At 67.3% G+C, this 14903-nt stretch carries 14 protein-coding genes and 1 pseudogene; 4 read left to right on the forward strand and 11 right to left on the reverse strand.

Translation table 11 applies throughout. The features are described 5' to 3' along the window. The first annotated feature begins 34 nt into the window (after positions 1-34). A complete protein-coding gene (locus LOS78_RS21490; protein ID WP_028714237.1) occupies positions 35-1057 on the forward strand; it encodes a GlxA family transcriptional regulator in 1023 nt (340 codons plus the stop codon). A 24-nt stretch (positions 1058-1081) separates the two neighbouring features. Here the strand turns inward: LOS78_RS21490 and LOS78_RS21495 are convergent, their stop codons facing one another. The 8 genes from LOS78_RS21495 to LOS78_RS21530 form a co-directional block, all read right to left on the reverse strand. Next, entirely contained in the window at positions 1082-2407 is a 1326-nt protein-coding gene (locus LOS78_RS21495) for an MmgE/PrpD family protein (RefSeq protein WP_230378677.1), read from the reverse strand. Between the two features lie 10 nt (positions 2408-2417). Further along, positions 2418-3980: a class I adenylate-forming enzyme family protein gene (locus LOS78_RS21500; protein ID WP_230378678.1), complete on the reverse strand. Its 1563-nt coding sequence runs from the start codon at positions 3978-3980 to the stop codon at positions 2418-2420. Between the two features lie 15 nt (positions 3981-3995). After that, on the reverse strand, positions 3996-5186 hold the full coding sequence (locus LOS78_RS21505; protein WP_230378679.1) for an acyl-CoA dehydrogenase family protein: 1191 nt from the start codon (positions 5184-5186) through the stop codon (positions 3996-3998). Between the two features lie 12 nt (positions 5187-5198). Further along, a complete protein-coding gene (locus LOS78_RS21510; RefSeq protein ID WP_230378680.1) occupies positions 5199-6074 on the reverse strand; it encodes a nitrilase-related carbon-nitrogen hydrolase in 876 nt (291 codons plus the stop codon). 65 nt (positions 6075-6139) lie between these two features. Further along, positions 6140-7024 (reverse strand): glycine betaine ABC transporter substrate-binding protein, encoded by an 885-nt coding sequence (locus tag LOS78_RS21515; RefSeq protein WP_028714233.1) that lies wholly within the window; start codon positions 7022-7024, stop codon positions 6140-6142. A 37-nt stretch (positions 7025-7061) separates the two neighbouring features. Continuing rightward, the gene (locus tag LOS78_RS21520) at positions 7062-7691 is read right to left on the reverse strand and encodes an ABC transporter permease (RefSeq protein ID WP_371824734.1); all 630 of its coding nucleotides are present in this window, start codon (positions 7689-7691) and stop codon (positions 7062-7064) included. Between the two features lie 89 nt (positions 7692-7780). Continuing rightward, positions 7781-8929, reverse strand: a complete 1149-nt coding sequence (locus tag LOS78_RS21525; protein WP_230378681.1) for a betaine/proline/choline family ABC transporter ATP-binding protein — start codon at positions 8927-8929, stop codon at positions 7781-7783. 25 nt (positions 8930-8954) lie between these two features. Continuing rightward, positions 8955-9605, reverse strand: coding sequence for an ABC transporter permease (locus LOS78_RS21530; RefSeq protein WP_028714230.1), 651 nt, complete (start codon positions 9603-9605; stop codon positions 8955-8957). A 434-nt stretch (positions 9606-10039) separates the two neighbouring features. Here LOS78_RS21530 and LOS78_RS21535 point away from each other — a divergent pair, with 434 nt between their 5' ends. From LOS78_RS21535 to LOS78_RS21545, 3 genes and pseudogenes are all read left to right on the forward strand, one after another. After that, positions 10040-10435, forward strand: coding sequence for a transposase (locus LOS78_RS21535; RefSeq protein ID WP_028714526.1), 396 nt, complete (start codon positions 10040-10042; stop codon positions 10433-10435). Beyond that, on the forward strand, positions 10432-10779 hold the full coding sequence (gene tnpB, locus LOS78_RS21540) for an IS66 family insertion sequence element accessory protein TnpB (RefSeq protein ID WP_028714527.1): 348 nt from the start codon (positions 10432-10434) through the stop codon (positions 10777-10779). The genes LOS78_RS21535 and tnpB overlap by 4 nt, the downstream gene beginning before the upstream one ends. A gap of 59 nt (positions 10780-10838) precedes the next feature. Further along, a pseudogene (locus LOS78_RS21545) lies at positions 10839-12337 on the forward strand (IS66 family transposase). Between the two features lie 177 nt (positions 12338-12514). Here the strand turns inward: LOS78_RS21545 and LOS78_RS21550 are convergent. Genes LOS78_RS21550 through LOS78_RS21560 form a run of 3 tightly spaced genes read right to left on the reverse strand, consistent with a single transcriptional unit; the run spans position 12515 to position 14903 of the window. Then, the gene (locus tag LOS78_RS21550) at positions 12515-12826 is read right to left on the reverse strand and encodes a hypothetical protein (RefSeq protein WP_371824729.1); all 312 of its coding nucleotides are present in this window, start codon (positions 12824-12826) and stop codon (positions 12515-12517) included. Then, complete coding sequence (locus LOS78_RS21555; protein WP_230378683.1) at positions 12823-13506, reverse strand: hypothetical protein; 684 nt, start codon at positions 13504-13506, stop codon at positions 12823-12825. The genes LOS78_RS21550 and LOS78_RS21555 overlap by 4 nt, the downstream gene beginning before the upstream one ends. Before the next feature lie 2 nt (positions 13507-13508). After that, a complete protein-coding gene (locus LOS78_RS21560; RefSeq protein ID WP_028717336.1) occupies positions 13509-14903 on the reverse strand; it encodes an APC family permease in 1395 nt (464 codons plus the stop codon).

Below are 14903 nucleotides of genomic sequence, written 5' to 3' on the forward strand. Positions count from 1 at the left end.
GGGCGGCTTGAAGAACGGGGCGGCTTGGCCGAACATGGCGCATCGCAACCCGGACCCGCCGATGTTCTACCACGACACGGGCGAGCCTTTGTGCTTCGCCTTCCTGATGCTGGAAGGGCTCTCGATGCTGAGCCTCGCTTCGGCGACCGAGCCCCTGCGCGCCGCCAACCGCCTCTTGGGGCGCGAGGCTTTCCGCTGGGACCTGTGCAGCATCGACGGTCAGCCGGTCATGCCGTCCTCGGGCATTCCCTTTCCGGCCATCCCCGTCGATCAGGCGATCGAGCGCAACCACGCCCTGTTCATCTGCGGCGGCGCGCGTGTCGATCCGCAGGACGAACGCCCCTATCTGGCCGCCCTGCGGCGGGCGGCGCATCGCGGCCGGGCCATCGGCGCCCTGTCCACGGCCAGCTATCTCTTGGCCAGGGCCGGGCTGCTGGACGGCTATCGCTGCACGATCCATTGGGAAAACCGCGCCGCCTTCGAAGAGGATTTCCCGCATCTGCCGATCACCGGCACGCTTTACGAGATCGACCGCAACCGGCTGACCTGTTCGGGCGGGACGGCATCCATGGACCTGATGCTGCATATCATCGCCGACCTGCATGGCCGCGACCTGGCCAACGGGGTCGCCAACCAGTTCCACCACGCCCGCATGCGCGATGCGGGCGAGAACCAGCAGGGCGGCCGGGCCGAGCAGATCGGCACCCTCCCCGGGACGATGCAGATGGCCATTCGCCTGATGCAGGCCAATATCGAGACGCCGTTGCAGATCGAAAGGCTGGCCGCGCTGACGGGCGTCAGCGAACGCCAGATGGAGCGCAACTTCCGCAGCTTCCTGGGCATGACGCCGGCGCGCTGCTACCTGTCGCTGCGGGTCGAGCGCGCGCGCGAGATGCTGCTTTACACCGAGCAGCCGATCATCGACATCGCCGTCGCCACGGGCTTCGCCTCGACCTCGCATTTCTCGAAATGGGTCAAGGAATTCTATGGGATACGCCCAAGCGAGATGCGCGAACAGGCGCGGGCCGCCCGCGCCCGGTCGCGCCGCATCGCCTGAGCCGCGCTCCGACCCGGCCGCCGTTCAGGTCGCGCCCAGCAGTCCGAACAGCGCCGTCGTGCCGCCGCCGTCGCCCAGCCGGTCCACCGCGCGTTCCAGAGCGGTCGTTCGAACCTCGCCCAGAACCGGCGCGGCATAGGCGCGGAACTTGGCGCGCACCGCATCCATCGGTGCCGGGGCCTCGGGATCGCCCGCCGCCTCGGTCGGGCCGGATTCCAGCACCCGGCCGTCCTTCATCACCAGCCGCACATCGGCAAAGCGGCGGGCCGGGAAGGCGGCATTGAAATCCTCGCGCTCGGTGACGGTCATGCCGGCGGCAAGGCTGCGGATCAGCGGGTCGGCCAAGCCGTCCTCGGCCACGTCCGCCGGATCGACGCGGCCCCGCACCAGCGCCACGGCGGCGGGGTAGGCGGTGGAATACTGCGCCTCTTCGGTGCTGGCCGGATCGCGGGCGGCCAGGCGGCGGGACTGGTGGAAGGTGGCGATCTCGATCCGCTCGACCTGATCGGCGGTCACCCCATGCCGGGCACGCAGGTCCAGCACCGCCTGCACGGAGGGCTGCGCCCAGCGGCAGACCGGCCAGGGCTTGAAATACTGCTCGGCGATGCGCCAGTTCGTGCCCAGATCGGCCCAGAGGTCGGCGACATCCGCGCCCTCGACGGTGATCGCCGGGGCGCCGGTAAAGCCCGCCGCCGCCAGATAGGCGGCCGAGACCCCGGCCATCGCGCCCCAGCCCGAGCCGTCCTTGACCATGGTCGGATGGTCGATGCAGCGCATCATCTGGCTGCGCGGGCCGTGATATTCGGCGATGCCCACGGCCTCGCGGGTCCGCGCCGCATCCAGCCCCAGCACCCGCGCGCCCAGCGACGCCGCCGCCACCGCGACCCAGGCGCCCGAGGTGTGGTAGTCGCAGGCGGTGCGGTGCAGCGCGATGCCCGCGCGCGTCCCGATCTCATACCCGACGACCAGCCCGGCCAGAAGCGCGCGGTCGTCCGTCCGCCCCTCGGCCTGCATCAGCGCCAGCAGCGCGGGCAGGCTGCCGCAACCGACATGGCCCTTGGTCAGCTTGTGTCCGTCATGGCCGTCCAGCGCGTCGATGGTCATGCCGCCCGCCAGCGCCGCGCCCGCGGGGCTGACTCCGCGGCCGTCCATCAGCATCGGGGCCGCGCGGCCCCCCGCGCCGAAATGCGCCGCCGCATGGTCGCGGATGATGCGCGACAGCCGCGTCCGGCTGCCGCCCGCCGCGACCCCCAGCAGGTCCAGAAGCCAGCGGCGGCCAAGGTCCAGCACCGCATCCGGCATGTCCTCCGCGCGCATGTCGTGCAGGAAATCGTGAAAGTTCGATGGCATGATGCTGTCCTCAACAGGCCGGCTGCGGGGCATGGCGCGCGACCAGCTCGCGCCGAAGCACCTTGCCGCTGGGGTTCAGCGGCAGGCTTTCCAGAAACTCGTAGCGGCGGGGCCGCTTGTAGGGCGCCAGATCGTCGCTGCCCTTGCAGAACGCATCCAGATCCTGCGCGCTCAGCGCCGGGTCCGAGCGGACGACGAAGGCCGTCACCGCCTGGCCCCATTTCTCGTCCGCCAGTCCGACGACCGCCACCTCCTGCACGCCGGGGCAGCGATAGAGGATCTCCTCGACCTCGCGCGGATGGATGTTCTCGCCGCCCGAGACGATCATGTCGTCGGCCCGGCCGTGGAAGTAATAGAACCCGTCCCGGTTCTGGCTGAACAGGTCGCCGGTATAGATCCAGCCCGCCTTCAGCTTCTTCTGCGTCTCGAACGGGTTGTTCCAATAGCCCTGCATCGCCTGCGGGCCGCGCACGATCAGCTGGCCCACCTGTCCGCGCGGCACGGTTTCCGAGGGCGGCACCTCGCGCCCGGGGTCGTCGGTCACGATCCGGCATTCAGAAATCAGCGTCGGCTTGCCGCAGGACCCCAGCTTGCGCAGCGCGTCCTGCGGATGCAGCACCAGCGTCAGCGAGGCCTCGGTCATGCCGTAGCCGTTGAAGATCGCCGGGCAGAACTCGGCCATCACCCGCTCCATCGTGGCGGCGGAAATGGCCGCGCCGCCGGTGGTGATCAGCCGCAGCGAGGAGAGGTCCTGATCGCGGAAGCGCGGGTGAAACAGCATCTCCTGGATCTGGGTGGGCACGGCGAACAGCGTGGTGATGCGCTCGGCCGCGATGGTGTCCAGCGTCTTTTCCGCCTCGTAGCGGCCGATCACGACATTGGTGCCGCCGACCAGCAGATGCGGAATGAAATAGGCCTGCATGCCGCCCACATGGTAGAGCGGCGCGATATGCAGCGCCTTGTCGGTGTGGTTCAGCGAATATTCCATGACGCAGTTCATCGCGATGGCGATGTCGTTGGCATGGGTGTGGATCACCCCCTTGGGCCGCCCGGTCGTCCCCGAGGTATAGACCAGCGAGGAAATCGCATCCCCCGGGGGAATGATGCGCGGCTCGTCCCGGTCCGCGGTCTGTTCGGCCAGGGTATCGAAATGCAGATGGCCGGCGGGGATATGTGCCCGGTCATAGGCGCAGCCGATGAAATCGTGGACCGAATGCATCTGCGCCGCGATCCTTTCGACGTTTTCGGTCAGGCTGCGGCCATAGATCAGCACGCGGGCGCCGGAATCCTGCAGGATATAGGCGGCCTCGCCCGCCGATAGGCGGAAGTTCATCGGCACCGCCACCGCGCCCAGCATCTGGCAGGCGAAATAGGTCGTCACCGAGTTTTCCGAGGTCGAGACATAGAAGGCCACGCGGTCCCCGGGCCGCACCCCCAGATCCGACAGCGCCTGCGCAAAGCGGCGCACGCGGGCCAGCCATTCGGCATAGGTCCAGCGCCGGTCCTCGAAGACCAGCGCCAGGTGATCCGGGTAGCGGTCGGCGGAAGCCTCCAGAATGCGGGCGATATGCATCGGTCTCTCTTGCTGTCACAGATTGGGACGGATCGCCGGCATCTCGCGCGCCGCGATCAGGTATTTGCACATCTCGGAGCTGCCGCCGACGATGGGCAGCGCGCGGGCATCGCGGTAAAGCTGCTCGGCCCGGGCGTATTGGCGGGTGACGCCGTCGCCGCCGAGGATCTGCACCGCGCGGTCCGAGCAGAAGACGGCGGTCTCGGTCGCGACCAGCTTGGCCTGGCTGGCCTCGCGCATCAGATCCTTGCCGCCGATGCCGCCGTCATACATCCTGGCCGCCCGCTGGGTCAGCAGTTCGGCCGCGTCGATCCGCCAGCTCATCTGCGCGATCATGTCCCAGATCAGCTGTTTCTGGCCCAGCTTCTCGCCGAAGCTGACGCGGCTTTGCGCATGGTCGCGCGCCAGGTCGAAGGCCGCCCGCGCCACGCCCAGGCCCGAGCCGCCCAGGATCACCCGCTCGAAGTTGAAGGCCCCCAGCATGATGCGGAAACCGGCATTCGCCTCTCCCAGCAGGTTCTCCTCCGGCACCCGCACCCCGTCCAGCGCGACCTCGCCCACGACCGAGCCGCGCCGGCCCATGAAGTCGTAAAGCCGCGGAAAGGACAGTCCGGGGGTATCGGCGGGCACCAGAACCGCGCTCATGCCCCTTTGCGGAGGGGCATCGGGATCGGTGATGCCCCAGACGATATAGACATCGGCCTTGGACGCGTTCGAGATATAGCGTTTGAACCCGTCGATCACCCATTCGCGGCTGGCCTCGTCAAAGCGGATCGCGGTTTCCATGCCGGCGCTGTCCGAGCCGACATTCGGCTCGGTCATGCAGATCGAGCCGACGGCGCGGCCCTCCAGGATCGGCGTCAGGTAGCGTTCGCGCAGCGCCGGGCGGGCATGACGGTGGATCGGATAGGCGCAGGACAGGGCCGTGGCGATGGTCGTCTCGAAGGCATAATTCAGATAGGCGGCCTCTTCCGAGACGATCACCGCATGGGTCAGGCCGGGCCGCGACAGGCTGCCCGTGTAAAGGTCGGGGAACATCAGCTTCAGATAGCCGGCCTCGCCCAGGGCCTGCGCGACCTCCAGCTGGGCCGCGAAATCCTGGTCGCGCTCGATCCGGTCGACGCGCGGGGCCAGTTCGCGGGCCAGAAAAACGCGGATCTCGGCGCGGAAGGCCCGGTCCTCGTCATTCAGGAAGAAATCGCGCATCGTCGCCTTGCCTCATTCGCGGACGAAATCCGGGACGCCCAGCGTGTCGATCAGCCGCGCCGTCTCGCGCTGGACCAGCGCCAGATTGCTGTCGCGCACCGTGGGCAGCAGGTGGCGCGCGCGGCGCAGCACGTCGTAATCCAGCGTGGCGGTGATCATCTCCTCGCCGGAACCGGCCACGGCCAGTTCGCGCCCGAAGGGATCGATGATGCGCGAACCGCCCCAGAAGGTCAGGTCGCGCTCGGTCCCGGTGCGGTTCACCATGACGACCGGGGCGCCGTAGATCATCGCATAGAAGCGGCAGGTCAGCGCCCAGCCGCCGGGATTGTCGAAATCGGCGCCCACCGCCTCCTCGCCGGAACTGACCGGGCAGATCAGCAGGGTGGCGCCATGCAGGAAGGCCAGATGGGTCAGCGCCGGGTTCCAGACATCGGCGCAGATCAGCAGGCCCGCGCGCCAATGCCCGTCCAGCTCGCAGGTCTCGACGAAACGGCCGGGGGCGTAATGCTTGCCCTCTTCCAGCTTGCCATAGGTGGGCAGGTTCACCTTGCGGTGCAGATGGATCATCCGCCCGTCGCACAGGATCGCCGCCGCGTTGTAGAATTGCGCGGCTGGCCCTTCCTCGATGAAGCCCAGCGTCACGGCCATCGGGCCCGCCGCCTCGGCCAGCCGCTTCAGCCGCGGGTCCTTGCGCGACATGGCGGCGTCGAGCAGGTTCTCGGACCCGTAATGGCCGGTCAGCGACAGTTCCGGCATGACCAGCATGTCCAGGCCCGCCTCGCGTCCCCGCGCGATCCAGTGCAGGTGGCGGTCCAGATTGGCGTCGACATCGCCGATCTCGCTGGAGAATTGCGCGGCGCCGATGGTGATCGTCTTGCTGGTGGTCATCGCCTTCGGCCCCTCCGCATCGCCATCCCGAGGACAGGGGCGCATCCGCCCCCGCCCGTCCCGCCTCAGATGAGGCCGTTGTCCTGCAGGAACTTCGCCGCCGCGTTCTCGACCGAGACCTTGTCCACGTCGACGCTGGCATTCAGCGCGGCCATGACCTGATCGTCCAGCTTGGCCGAGACCTCGTTCAGCAGGTCGCCGATATCGGGATTGGCCTCCAGCACCTCGGCGCGGATCACGGGCGCCAGCGCGTAGCTGGGGAAATAGCCCCGGTCGTCCTCCAGCACGGTGAAGTCGAAGGCGGGAATGCGGCCATCGGTGGCAAAGACCAGCCCGACATCGACCTGCCGGTCCCGCAGCGCCTGATAGACCAGCCCGGTATCCATGCGCTTGACATTGGCGCGGCCGAACTCGAAGCCGTAAGCCGCCTCCAGCGGCTTCAGCCCGTCCGGGCGGGCATAGAATTCGGCGTTCGAGCCGAAGGTCAGGCTCTGGCCGCCATTGATCGCCCCGGCCAGGTCGGAAATGGACGCGATGCCCTTTTCGCTGGCATCCGCCGCGCGCATCGCCAGGGCATAGGTGTTGTTGGCCTCGGACGGGTTCAGCCAGACGATGCCCTTCTGGGCGTCCAGCTCCTTGACCGTGTCATAGGTCTGCTGCGGGTCCAGCTTTTCCTCGATATTGTTGTAGGTGATGAGCGAGGTGCCGGTATATTCCCAATAGACGTGGATCTGGCCGTTCTCCATCGCCTGGCGCACCGCGGCCGAGCCCATGCCGGCGCGGTTGTCGACCCGGTGGCCGTTGGCCTCCAGCACCTGCTGGGTGATGGCCGACAGGATCTGCTGTTCGGTGAAGTTCTTGCCGCCGACCACGATGTCGGCCGCCTGCGCGCCGGTCGCGAATGCCGCGAAGGCCAGTGCTGCAAGGCCGGATTTGACGGTGATGTTCATGCTGTTGGCTCCCTTGGTTGCTGGTTCTGGTTCCGCCTTATCGAAGCGGATTCACGCCTTTCGGGATCAGCCGCAGCTGCGCCTGTCCCATCAGGAAATCGACGGCCACGGCCAGCGCCGCCGTGGGGACCGCGCCCGCCAGCAACATGCCCGTGTCCATCAGGTCGATGCCGGTAAAGATCAGCTCGCCCAGTCCGCCGCCGCCGATCAGGAAGGCCAGCGGCGTCGTGCCCACATTGATCGCCAGCGCCGTGCGGATGCCCGAGAAGATGACATAGAGCGCGTTCGGGATCTCGACCCGCAACAGGATCTGCCGCTGCGTCATGCCCATGCCCGTCGCCGCCTCCTTCAGATGCGAAGGCACGGCCAGCAGCCCGGCATAGGTATTGCGCACGATGGGCAGCAGCGAGGCGACGAACAGCCCGAAGAAGGCCGGCGGAAAGCCGATGCCCAGAAGCGTCATCGACAGCGCGATGACCGCAAGCGTCGGGATGGTGGTGCCGATGTTGAAGACCTGCATCACCGTTTCGGCATAACGCTCCATCGAGGGGCGCGACAGCCAGATGCCCACCGGCACGCCCACGAGGATCGCCGCTCCGCCGGAACTGGCGACCAGGAACACGTGCTGCCGCGTCAGATAGGTGATGTCGTCCCAGTATATCGCCATCTGGTCCAGCAACCCCGAGGTCGCCACCCAGATGCCCAGCAGGAAGACCAGCAGCATCGTCGCCCCGCGCCCGAGACCCAGCCAGCGTGTCATGACGCCCCCTGTTCCAGTCCCGCGCCCTTGTCGGGGCCATAGGTCGCGCGCAGCGCCGCGGTCACGTCCGGCTGGGTGATGACCCCCGCGAAACGGCCGTGATCGTCGGTGCAGGCCAGCCACATCGTGTCATGCGCGAACATTTCCGAAACCACGGCGCGCAGGTCCGCCCGGATCGGCACCGTGGCGGGCAGCGGATGGGCGAAGTCCCGGACCGCGCCCGAGGCGCCGGCCATCTCTTCGGCGGTCACGAAGCCCACCGGGCGGCGGTCGCTGTCGATGACCACCGCGCGGCGGGCCTTTGCGACGGTCAGCTGGTGCAGCGCGTCGGACACCTTGGTCGACCGCGCGGTGACCGGCACGTCGGTGGAGGCCACCTCTTCGGCCGTGACCAGCCGCAGCCGCTTGAGCGTGCGGTCCGCGCCCACGAAATCGGCGACGAAGGCATTGGCGGGATGGGCCAGGATCATGTCGGGCGTGTCGTATTGCTCGATCCGGCCGGCGCGAAAGATGGCGATCTTGTCGCCCATCTTCACCGCCTCGTCGATGTCGTGGCTGACGAACATGATGGTCTTCTTCAGCTCGGCCTGCATCTTCAGGAACTCGTCCTGGATGATCTCGCGGTTGATCGGGTCGATGGCGCCGAAGGGCTCGTCCATCAGCATCACCGGCGGATCGGCGGCCAGCGCCCGGATCACGCCGACGCGCTGCTGCTGGCCGCCCGACAGCTCCTTGGGATAGCGCCGCAGGAACTGGCGCGGGTCCAGGCCCACCAGGTCCAGCAGGTCGGCGGCGCGCTGGCGGGCCTTGCGGATGTCCCAGTTCAGCAGCCGGGGGACGACGCAGATGTTTTCCTCGATCGTCATGTTCGGGAACAGGCCGATCTGCTGGATCACATAGCCGATATTGCGGCGCAGCTGGATATCGTCCAGCTGCGCGGTGTCTTCGCCATTGATGTAGATCTTGCCGCTGGTGGGCGGGATCAGCCGGTTGATCATCTTCAGCGCCGTGGTCTTGCCGCAGCCCGAGGGCCCCAGCAGGATGCAGATCTCGCCGGTGGGCACTTCCATGTTCACCCGGTCGGCGGCCACGATATCGGCGCCGGGGGTCTTGAATCTCTTGGTCAGGTCTTCGAGTCGGATCATCCGCAAAGGTCCTTGCCCGGAAATGTCAGCGTTTCAGCCCGGCCGGGGTCAGCCGCTTCTGCAATTGCAAAAGCGCCCAGTCGGCCACGATGGCGAGAAGAGAGACGGCCAGCGCGCCGGTGACAAGCTGGCGCGGATCGGTCTGAGAGATGCCGCGCGCGATCAGCACGCCCAGGCCGCCGGCGCCGATATAGGCGGCGATGGCCGCGACGCCGATATTCATCACCACCGCGGTCCGCACGCCGGCCATGATGACCGGGATCGCGATGGGGATCTCCAGCCGGGTCAGCCGCTGGAAGGGCGTCATGCCCATGCCGATGGCCGCCTCGCGCAGCGCCGGATCGACATTGGTGATGGCGGTATAGGTGTTGCGCACGATGGGCAGCTGCGAATAGAGCAGGATCGCGATCACCGCCGGCAGCCAGCCGATCCCCTGGCCGATCTTGGACAGGATCGGGATCATCAGCCCGAACAGCGCGATCGAGGGGATCGTGACGATGATCGAGGCCACATAGAGCACCGCATCCGCGATGCGCCGGTTCTGGGTGATGGCGATGCCGATGGGCACGCCGGTCAGGATCGCCAGCCCCACGGCCACCGCGACGATCGAGATGTGCTCGCCGGCCAGCCGCAGGATGACCGGCCAGTTATTCGCAATGAAACCAAATATTTCCATATCCCTCTTTCCCTCTGGCAGAGATGGGGGGCCGACCAGCGATATCCCGGAATAGCCCGGTTGAAACGGCATCATGTTGCGCCAATTCGTCACCAGCTTGCACGAATCCGTCGCGAGGACGGTTCAGGCGCCATTGAACCGGGGCGGAGATCATCGCTCCACCGGATCGCATATCGCAAAGCTGTCGCATGATCCCATCTTGCAACAATCCCGGCCGCAGGACCACCCCGCCTGTCCGGCGTCAGGGCCTATGGGACGGAATTCTTGATTGAAGGCGGAAGGGCTTGCGGTTCGTCGGGCCTGTCAGGCAGCGATGATCAGCCGCAAGCCCGTGGACCAGGAAGCCGTCGCCGTTCGGGCGGATCAACGCCGCGGCCGATCCCCGGGTAACCGTCCGGCCTGACCGCCCTGCCGCGTGCTGAGGGTGCGGGATAGTGTCCACCATCGATAGTGGACACTATGGTGATGGCGTGGCGCGTCGGACGAAGCGGCTCTGGACGGATGAGGAGAAGCGGTCGATCTGTTTCCAGACGGCTGCGCCGGGCGTTTCGGTAGCGCAGGTGGCGCGACGCTACGCGGTCAATGCGAACCTGATCTTCAAGTGGTTGCGCGATCCCCGCTTTGCGCCCGACCCGGCGTCGGTTCCGGCCTCGTCGGAGGAGGCGCGGTTTTTGCCGGTAGAGATAGTCGCGGAAGAGCAAGCACCTGCGGCAGCGCCTGTCGCCGAGAACCGCATCGAGATCGAGCTGGCCGGCGGTCACCGGATGCGGATCAGCGGGAGCTATGATCCCGAGGCGCTGGCGCGGCTGATCCGGGGTCTCACGGCGTGATCCCGGTTCCGGCCACTACGAGGGTCTGGCTGGCGGCCGGGGTGACGGACATGCGCAAGGGCTTTGCAGCGCTCGCGGCGCAGGCCGAGGCCGTGCTGAAGCAGGACCCGTTCGCCGGGCATCTGTTCGTGTTCCGGGGCCGTCGTGGCGATCTGGTGAAGGTCATCTGGTGGGACGGGCAAGGGGCTTGCATGTTCATGAAGCGGCTGGAGAAGGGGCGGTTCGTCTGGCCCTCGGCGAAGGAAGGCAAGGTGGCGCTGACGCCGGCGCAGCTGTCGATGCTCCTGGAAGGGATCGACTGGCGCGCGCCGGAGCGGACCTGGAGGCCCTTGGCGGCAGGCTAATCCAAGGGGCATGCAATCGCAGGATTCCCACAAGGAATCCCGTGAGATAGACTTCTCCCATGCTCGATCACACCCTGACCTTGCCGGACGACCCCGAGGAGCTTCGCAGCTTCACCGCGCGGCTTCTGGCCGAGGTGAAGGCGCAGGCGATCCTGATCGAGAAGCTGCGCCACCAGTTGGCCGGGCACCGGGCGCAGCGGTTCGGAGCCTCGTCGGAGACGGCCGAGCAGCTGCAACTGGCGCTCGAGACCAGCGAGATCGCCGCTGCCGCGATGACGGCGCGGATGAAGCTGCCGGACATCGAGGAGAAGGACCGCCCCAAGCGCCGGCCGATCCCGGATCACATCCCGCGGATGGAAGTGGAACTGACCCCGGGCGCCGAGGCCTGCGCCGATTGCGGCGGGCGGCTGCGCCGGATCGGCGAGGATGTGACCGAAGAGCTGGAGTATGTGCCGGGACGCTTCATCGTGAACCGGATCGTGCGGCCCCGGCTGACCTGCGCCTGCTGCGAACGGTTCGTCCAGGCCCCGCTGCCGACGCGCCCCATCGAGCGCGGCCGTCCCGGGCCTGGCCTGCTGGCCCATGTCCTGGCCAGTAAATATGCCGACCATCTTCCCCTCTATCGCCAGAGCCAGATCTTCGAGCGCGAAGGTATCGACCTCGACCGCTCTACTCTGGCGGACTGGGTCGGCAAGACCACCGCCCTGCTGGAACCGCTGTCCGAGGCCATCGGGCGCCATGTCCTGTCGGCCGAAGCGATCTTCGTGGATGACACGCCCGTTCAGATGCTGGCGCCGGGCACCGGCAAGACCCAGACCGCGCGGCTCTGGACCTATGCCCGTGACGAGCGCCCCTGGGGCGGGGATGCTCCACCAGCGGCATGGTATCGGTTCTCCGGCGACCGGAAGGGCCAGCACCCCAAGGATCACCTCGCCCGGTTCCGCGGCTGGATGCATGCCGATGGCTATGCCGGGTTCGAGGACCTCTATCGCTCCGGAGCCATCCGCGAAGTTGCCTGCATGGCTCATGTCCGGCGCAAGTTCGTCGACATCCACCGGTCGCAGGCGTCCCCCATCGCCGAAGAGGCCATCGCCCGGATCGCCCAGCTCTACGCCGTCGAGAAGGAGGCCCGAGGCTCGCCGCCTGACCCTCGCGCGCAACTCCGCCGCGCCCATGCCGCCCCGGTCTTCGACGATCTCGAGGTCTGGCTGGCCATGCAGCTCACCACGATCTCGGGTAAATCCCCACTCGCGGCCGCCATCCGCTATGCGCTAACTCGCATGGAGCGCCTGCCCCCTACCTTGATCACGGCATCCTCGAGCTCGACAACAACGCCGCCGAACGCGCAATGCGCGCCATAGCCCTCGGGCGGAAGAACTACCTCTTCTTCGGATCAGAAGCGGGCGGCAAGACAGCTGCCATCGCCTACACGCTGATCGAAACCGCCAAGCTCAACGCAATCGATCCCCACGCCTGGCTCGCCGACACCATCGCCCGCATCCCAGACTACAGGATCACCAAGGTCGACGACCTGCTGCCCTGGCGATGGAACGGGTAGCGGTCAGGCCGGACGGTTACTGCCGCGGCGGGCTGCTGACCGAAGCGACGGTCGCGCAGGTGCCGGTGGGCAGGTGAGGGGCGGAGGCGCCGCCGGTTCGACCATCGCGCCGAACCCCGGTCCTCTGCTATCGCCATGGAAGGATGTCCCTGAACCCCGCCTGATTGCACATCGGTTTTAAGAGGCGTTCTGGCCACCGCTATGCCTCGGCCTTGCGCTTGAACGCGCGTCATGCGTCCAAACCGCCTGCCGGATGCGCGCGCGCTTGTAGGCGTCGAAGATCGCCATGGCGTGCACGAAGAAGGCCCCTGCGAAACGGCCCACGAAGGATATCTCGGCTCCGGTGGTCATCAGGGTGAAGCCACCCAGCAGCAGCAGGAAGAACAGGAAGATCAGCCCGCGCTGCGGCTCTCCGTTCCAGACCTGGCCGGAACCCGGCAGCAGGACGGCCGAGGCCAGCACCAGATAGGGATTGGGCGGCGGCCTCATGCGCATTTCCTTTCGGCGGCGGCCTCGTCCAGGATATCCGCGCGCAACCCCGCCAGCGCCGCAAGAAGCGGTGCAAGCGTCTGAGGGGCAAGCGGGGTCCGTCCCATCTCGGCCTCGCGGAACAGCAGGTAGCGGCCGCGCTCGGCCTCGTCGGCAAGCCAGGTGATCCGCAGGCCCTTGGGCGAGATCACCAGCTCTTTCACCCTCGCATCGGCAAAGACCGCACGGTGGCGGGCCAGCAAGGCGGCGTCGCCGGGCGAGAGCGGCCTTTCGCTGCGCAAGGTGGCATCATGGGGAAATCCCTCGGGCAACAGGGTTTGATGCGGCAGGGTGTCGAAGGCCGAGAAGGGCTCGATCCCGCGCGGACGCGCCATCAGGTGGACGCGTTGCGAGACCGGCAGGGCGGCGGGCTGGGTCACCAGAAGCCACAGCGCCGGCAGCTTGCGATAGGTCAGCGTGTCGGGAACCGCCTGGAGATCGGTCTCGACCCCTTCGATGCGGCCCGAGACGCGGGCAAAGCCGGTCGGCGACACCGCGCGGCGCAGATCGCGCATCATTGGCGCGATGCGGTCGAAATAGCCGGCGCGGGCAGAGCTGCGCCGCGTCGCCTCGGACCTGAGGCGGAGGGCCAGGATCACCAGCCCCCCGCCAAGGATCAGGACGAGAAGCCCCGCCTGCATGTTCAGTAGCCCCTCGGCTTCGGCCAGGGCATGGTGAACTGCGCGCCGCGGTCCACGAAGCGGTAGCGCCAGAAGTGGAACCACAGCGAGACCACGATGTAGAAGGCGATCATCGCCACCAGTTGCGTGCCGTAGCCGAGGAACACCGCGAAGAAGGCCGTCCCGCACAGCGCCAGCAGCGCGAAGGCCGGCAGCGGGTGGAACGGATGTTCGTAGCCGCGCTTGATGGTGTCGAGCGGCCATTTGCGCCGGAACAGGATGATGTTCAGCGGCATGAAGGTGTATTCCAGCAGACCCGACAGGATCGAGAAGGTGATCACCTGGTCGATCGGCGCGCCAAGCGCGAAGATCAGCGCGATCGGCACCAGGAAGATGATCGAGCGATAGGGCGTGCGGTGCTTGGGATGCACCGCGCCGAACCAGCCCGGCAGGTAGCGGTCGCGCGCCATGGCGAACCAGGCGCGGCTGGCGTCGTTGATGCAGCCATTGGCCGAGGCCAGCGTCGCAAACAGCGTGCCGATGCCCAGAAACACCATCAGGAAGCTTGATCCGCTAAGCCGGGCCGCGTCGAACAGCGGCACGCCCGCCTGGCCCAGATATTCCCAGGGCATCAGCCCCGTGCAGACATACCAGGTCAGGGTTGCCGCGATGGCCAGCGTCATCACCCCGGCCAGCGTGCCGAAGGGCAGCGAGCGCGCCGGGCTGCGCACCTCTTCGGCGGCCTGGGTGGTGCCCTCGATCCCCAGATAGAACCACAGGCCGAAATGCATCGCCGCGAGGATGCCGAGCCAGCCGTAGGGCAGTGATGCGGCGCCCTCCATCAGGTCGGCATGGCGCAGCGGGCTGGTCCCCAGGGCGCCCGAGGTCGACAGGAACAGCACGATGATCGCCGAAAAGGCGATGGCGGTGATGACCAGGTTGAAGGTCAGCGTCGCCAGCACGCCGCGATAGTTCAGCCAGGCCAGGAACATGATGGCCAGGATGATGAAGGGCCGCTGGTCTATCCCGCCGTGATGGCCGCTCATCATGGCGACGGTATCGACGAGGAAGCCGACCGTGATCGCGTTCGCCGCCTCCAGCATGGTATAGGCGAAGACGAGATAGAGCCCGACGTTGAAGGCCATGAGCGGCCCGACGATATGCTTGGCCTGGGTATATTGCCCGCCGGCGGCGGCGACGGTCGAGGTCACTTCTGAATCGATCATCGCCACGCAGGTATAGAGGATGCCGGCGAACCAGCAGGCCATCAGCGCGGCATAGGCGCCGCCCTTGCCGACCGCGAAGTTCCAGCCCATGTACTCGCCGACCAGAACGATCCCCACGCCAAGCGCCCAGACATGGGCGGGGCCAAGCACGCGGGCCAGGCCGACATGTTCGGTTTTATGCACCTGTTCCAT

The sequence above is a fragment of the Paracoccus sp. MA genome (genome assembly GCF_020990385.1).
Classification (GTDB): domain Bacteria; phylum Pseudomonadota; class Alphaproteobacteria; order Rhodobacterales; family Rhodobacteraceae; genus Paracoccus.